We start from the raw sequence: 4,163 nt of genomic DNA, 5'->3' as shown, positions 1-4,163 counted from the left end.
TCGCTGGTGCTGGGCGAGCTGGCGCCCAAGCGCCTCGCCATCCAGCGGAACGCACAGTTCGCCTACGCTGTCGCGCCCGTGCTCAACGGCTTCGCGACGATCATGAAGCCGGTGATCTGGCTGCTGTCGATCTCGACCAACGCGCTGGTCCGCGTGCTCGGCGGTGATCCGCACAAGACCGCGGACGAGCTGACCGAAGAGGAGATCCGCGACATCGTGGCCACCCACCAGGGGCTGCCCGACGATCAACGGCGGATCCTCGACGACGTGCTGTCGCTGCGCGGCCGTCAGGTGAGCGAGGTCATGCGGCCGCGCCCCGAGGTCATCGCGATCGACGCGACGGCGAGCATCGCCGACGCCGTCGCGCAGGTGCGCGAGCTGCCGTTCTCGCGCTACCCGGTCGTCGACAAGTCGATCGACGACATCACCGGATTCGTCCACGTGCGAGACCTGTTCGATACGGCATCGGCCGGACCGGGAGGCACCGTCGAGCGGCTGAGTCGGCCCATCTCCTATCTGCCCTCGACGGCCGGGGTGCTGGCGACACTGACCCGGATGCGAGCCGAAGGGCACCACATCGCGGTCGTCGTCGACGAGTACGGCGGGACGGACGGCATCGTGACGCTCGAGGATCTCGTCGAGGAGGTCGTCGGCGAGATCTTCGACGAGTACGACACCGCGGTGGACCCTGCGTCTGCAGGGGGAACGCTGGACGGCCGTCTCAACCTGCAGGACTTCGAAGAGCTGACCGGGGTGACGCTGCCGCGCGGCTCGTCCGACACGATCGCGGGATTCGTCATCGAGAGGCTCGGCCGGCTGGCGGTGGTGGGGGACGTCATCGAGGTCCCCGGAGCGACCATCCAGGTGGTCGAGCTCGACCGACGGCGCGTCGCGGGGGTGCGGATCACGCCTCTCCCGGCGGAGCAGCTCTCGGCGCAGCAGTGAGCCGGGACCCTGACGGAAACGCGACCCGTCCTCGCGACGACATCCGGATGACCGCCCCCGGACACGCCGACGGGGAACAACCCTCGATGCGTGCACGTTGGCGCATCATGTCGCGACGCGACGACTGCGCAGTCATCGTCCTCACGAAGGAAGGCCCGTCATGAAGGCACTCATCCATCACGCATTCGGCGATCCCGCGGAGGTCCTCGCCGTCGAGGACGTCGCGGCCCCCGAGCCGGGACCGGGGGAGGCGCGCGTGCGCCTCACGCTGGCCGCCATCCACAATCACGACCTCTGGACGGTCCGTGGCACCTACGGGTTCAAGCCGGAGCTGCCTGCGCGCGCCGGCACCGAGGCCGTGGGCGTCGTGGACGCGCTCGGCGAGGGTGTCGACCACCTGCAGATCGGCCAGCGCGTCGTCGCAGGCGGAACGTTCGGCGTCTGGGCCGAGCAGTTCGTCGCGAAGGCCGGCACGCTGATCCCGGTGCCGGAAGGCTTGAGCGACGAGGTCGCCGCGCAGCTCGTGGCGATGCCCTTCTCCGCGATCAGCCTTCTCGATTCGCTCGGCCTCGGGGAGGGCGAGTGGCTGCTGCAGAACGCCGCCAACGGCGCCGTCGGGCGCCTCGTCGCGCAGCTCGCAGTGGGCCGCGGCATCAACGTCGTCGGTCTCGTGCGGCGCTCCGACGGCATCGCCGAGCTCGAGGCGCAGGGCATCGGCCGCATCGTCGCCACCGACTCCGACGGGTGGCAGCAGCGGGTGGCCGAGATCACCGGCGGCGCGCCGATCCGTGTCGGCGTCGACTCGGTTGGGGGACGCTCCAGCGGCGACGTCATGTCGCAGCTCGCCGAGAACGGCACGCTCGTCGTGTTCGGCGCGATGGCCTCACCGGTGATGGAGATCGGCTCCGGTGACGTGATCTTCAAGGAGGCCACGGTGCGTGGCTTCTGGGGCAGCAAGGTGAGCGCCGCGATGGCGGCGGAGGACCGCGACCGCCTGATGGGCGAACTCCTCGCACGGCTCGGCGACGGGACGATCACCCTTCCCGTGGAGGCGGTCTATCCGCTCGCGGAGATCTCGCAGGCCGCGAACGCCAATTTCGCGGCGGGCCGCTCGGGCAAGATCCTCCTCCGTCCGTAGCCGCAGGGCGCGGGGCTCCGCACGTTCGACGGTGCCGTGCCCCGTGCCGGATGACCGGCGCTCGGGAGTCGCCCGCGCGCCTAGTGCGGACGCGCGCCAGGAAGCGAATCCACCCGCTGCCGCAGCGCTTGGAACCAGCGCTGCTCATACGCGCTGCGAGGGACGAGCAGCGCGGTCTCGCACCAGCGCAGGACGTCATCCCGATTCCACGAGTGCTCCCTGATCAGGCGTGGGATGACGTAGCCGTCCAGGCGAGAGCCGGGCCGGGCAGCGTCGCGCTGCGCGGCGGATGCGCCCTTGATTCCCGGCACGTGGAAGATCTGCGGCAGCGTCGTGTGGATCGTCACCGGATGCTGCTGGAGGTAGCTCCACAGCGAGGGCCCAGGCGCCCAGCAGATCAGCATGAGCGCGGCGCCCTGCTGCAGCGGCGGGGCGATGATGCCTCGCTGTGCCCAGTCGAAGATGGCCTCGATACCCCTGTTGCGGTCCCACGCCTTCGGGTTTGTGAGGAAGCGGAGGGCGTAGGCCTCTACGAAGGCATCGAGATCGTCCGGGAAAAGCCGCGGGATGTAGTCGGCGGCCACGTTCGTGTCGAGCGCGCCGATCTGCGTCGCCCGCGAGAGGGAGCTGGTGCCGAGCAGCGCGACCTGCGCTGCCGCATAGTGTCCGCTTCGGAGAACTCCCCTCCACCGCCGCGACGGGTCCCGAGACCCGCCGGCGGCGCCGAGGATCCCGTCGGCGGCGTCCCTGACGCCCTTGCGGAACGCGATGCGGTCGTCGACGGCGATCGGCTCGAGGGTGTCGGCGACCGCATCCGGCCGACCTTCTCGTAACGCATCGCTCAGCCGACGGCGCACATCGTCGCGCGGTGGTGTGCCCGTGACCGACATGCTGCCCCTTTCCGGCCGGCGCTGAGGCGCCATCAGAACGCTAGCGGGCCGGTGCCCGCGGCCGACTCGTCACCCGAGCCCGCGGCAGAATGGATCGTATGATCCGGACCCGCTCGATGACAGCCGCCGACTGGCCGATCGTCGAGCGGATCTACCGGGAGGGGATCGACACCGGCGAGGCGACGTTCGAGACCGAGCCGCCGTCGTGGCCGACGTTCGATTCCGGGAAGCTGCCCGAGCCGCGCCTGGTCGCGGTCGATGAGGCGGGTCACATCCTGGGGTGGGCGGCGGCGTCGCGCGTCTCGGCCCGCGCGGTCTACCGGGGCGTGATCGAGCACTCCATCTACATCGCCGCCGAGGCCCGCGGACGCGGCGTCGGGCACCTCCTGCTCGCGGATTTCCTCGCCGCAGCCGATGAGGCCGGGTTCTGGACGATCCAGGCGTCGATCTTCCCCGAGAACGTCGCGAGCCTGCGACTGCACGCGGCGGCCGGCTTCCGGGAAGTGGGGCGTCGCGAGCGGATCGCGCGGGCACAGCTCGGCCCGCAGGCGGGGCGGTGGCGCGACACGGTGCTCATCGAGCGTCGTCGCCGCGACTGAGCGACCCCTTCGGTCCGACCGAGCCCGCTCCCGGACTCGCACGCCGAGAGCCCCGCACGCTGTGCGGGGCTCTCGAAGCGCGGGTCGGTCGGCGGAGCGGTCAGTCGTCCGTGTCGCGGGCCGCGATCGTGAACTCCTGGTCCAGCTCGAGGTCGACCGTGGTGCCGTCGGCCGAGAGGACCGTGACGTCGTAGGGCGTCGAGCCGTCACCGCTGTCGAGCTCGAGGACCGTGCCCGGGGTGTCGGAGAGTGCTGCCTTCACCAGGGCGTCGATGGTGTCGGCGTCCAGCACGTGCTCGGGGCCGCGATCGTCGGATCCGGCGTCCTCGGTCTCGATGACGCGCGCGGTGCCGTCGGACGCGACACGGACCTCGCTCTCGTCGCCGTCGGCGGTCTCGAGCGTGACCTCCCACGAGCCGTCGCGCTTCGCGTCGATGTCGACCGCATCGCCCTCGGCGACCTCGGAGGCCGCATCCGCGATCGCCGTGATCTCGTCGGAGGAGTCGCTGCCGCGGACCGTGGCGCTTCCGGCGGAGTCGTCCGATCCGGAGTCGTCGGAGCCGTCGGAATTCTCGGATACGGAGTCGTCGG

5 protein-coding genes are annotated in these 4,163 nt (G+C 70.9%); 3 read left to right on the top strand and 2 right to left on the bottom strand.

Translation table 11 applies throughout. The features are described 5' to 3' along the window. Window positions 1-945: hemolysin family protein (locus tag RIF89_RS11470; protein WP_309069243.1), on the top strand; the 945-nt coding region annotated here is incomplete at its 5' end. 160 nt (window positions 946-1,105) lie between these two features. Then, the gene (locus tag RIF89_RS11465; RefSeq protein ID WP_309069242.1) at window positions 1,106-2,083 is read left to right on the top strand and encodes a zinc-binding dehydrogenase; all 978 of its coding nucleotides are present in this window, start codon (window positions 1,106-1,108) and stop codon (window positions 2,081-2,083) included. 80 nt (window positions 2,084-2,163) lie between these two features. On the opposite strand, the gene RIF89_RS11460 is transcribed toward RIF89_RS11465, so the two are convergent. Further along, a complete protein-coding gene (locus RIF89_RS11460; RefSeq protein ID WP_309069241.1) occupies window positions 2,164-2,973 on the bottom strand; it encodes a hypothetical protein in 810 nt (269 codons plus the stop codon). Window positions 2,974-3,071: 98 nt separating this feature from the next. On the opposite strand from RIF89_RS11460, the gene RIF89_RS11455 reads away from it, so the two are divergent. After that, entirely contained in the window at window positions 3,072-3,572 is a 501-nt protein-coding gene (locus RIF89_RS11455) for an N-acetyltransferase family protein (RefSeq protein ID WP_309069240.1), read from the top strand. A gap of 100 nt (window positions 3,573-3,672) precedes the next feature. On the opposite strand, the gene RIF89_RS11450 is transcribed toward RIF89_RS11455, so the two are convergent. Beyond that, window positions 3,673-4,163, bottom strand: a 491-nt coding sequence (locus RIF89_RS11450) for a PepSY domain-containing protein (protein ID WP_375294476.1), incomplete at its 5' end; no start/stop codon positions are given.

The organism is Microbacterium sp. (assembly GCF_031178525.1).
GTDB lineage: Bacteria > Actinomycetota > Actinomycetes > Actinomycetales > Microbacteriaceae > Microbacterium.
This window is presented reverse-complemented; position numbering and strand designations above follow the sequence as displayed.

Excerpts from the sequence above, each read along its gene's own strand:
- RIF89_RS11465 (WP_309069242.1), top strand. The coding sequence starts at position 1,106 with ATGAAGGCACTCATCCATCACGCATTCGGCGATCCCGCGGAGGTCCTC.
- RIF89_RS11460 (WP_309069241.1), bottom strand. The coding sequence starts at position 2,973 with ATGTCGGTCACGGGCACACCACCGCGCGACGATGTGCGCCGTCGGCTG.
- RIF89_RS11455 (WP_309069240.1), top strand. The coding sequence starts at position 3,072 with ATGATCCGGACCCGCTCGATGACAGCCGCCGACTGGCCGATCGTCGAG.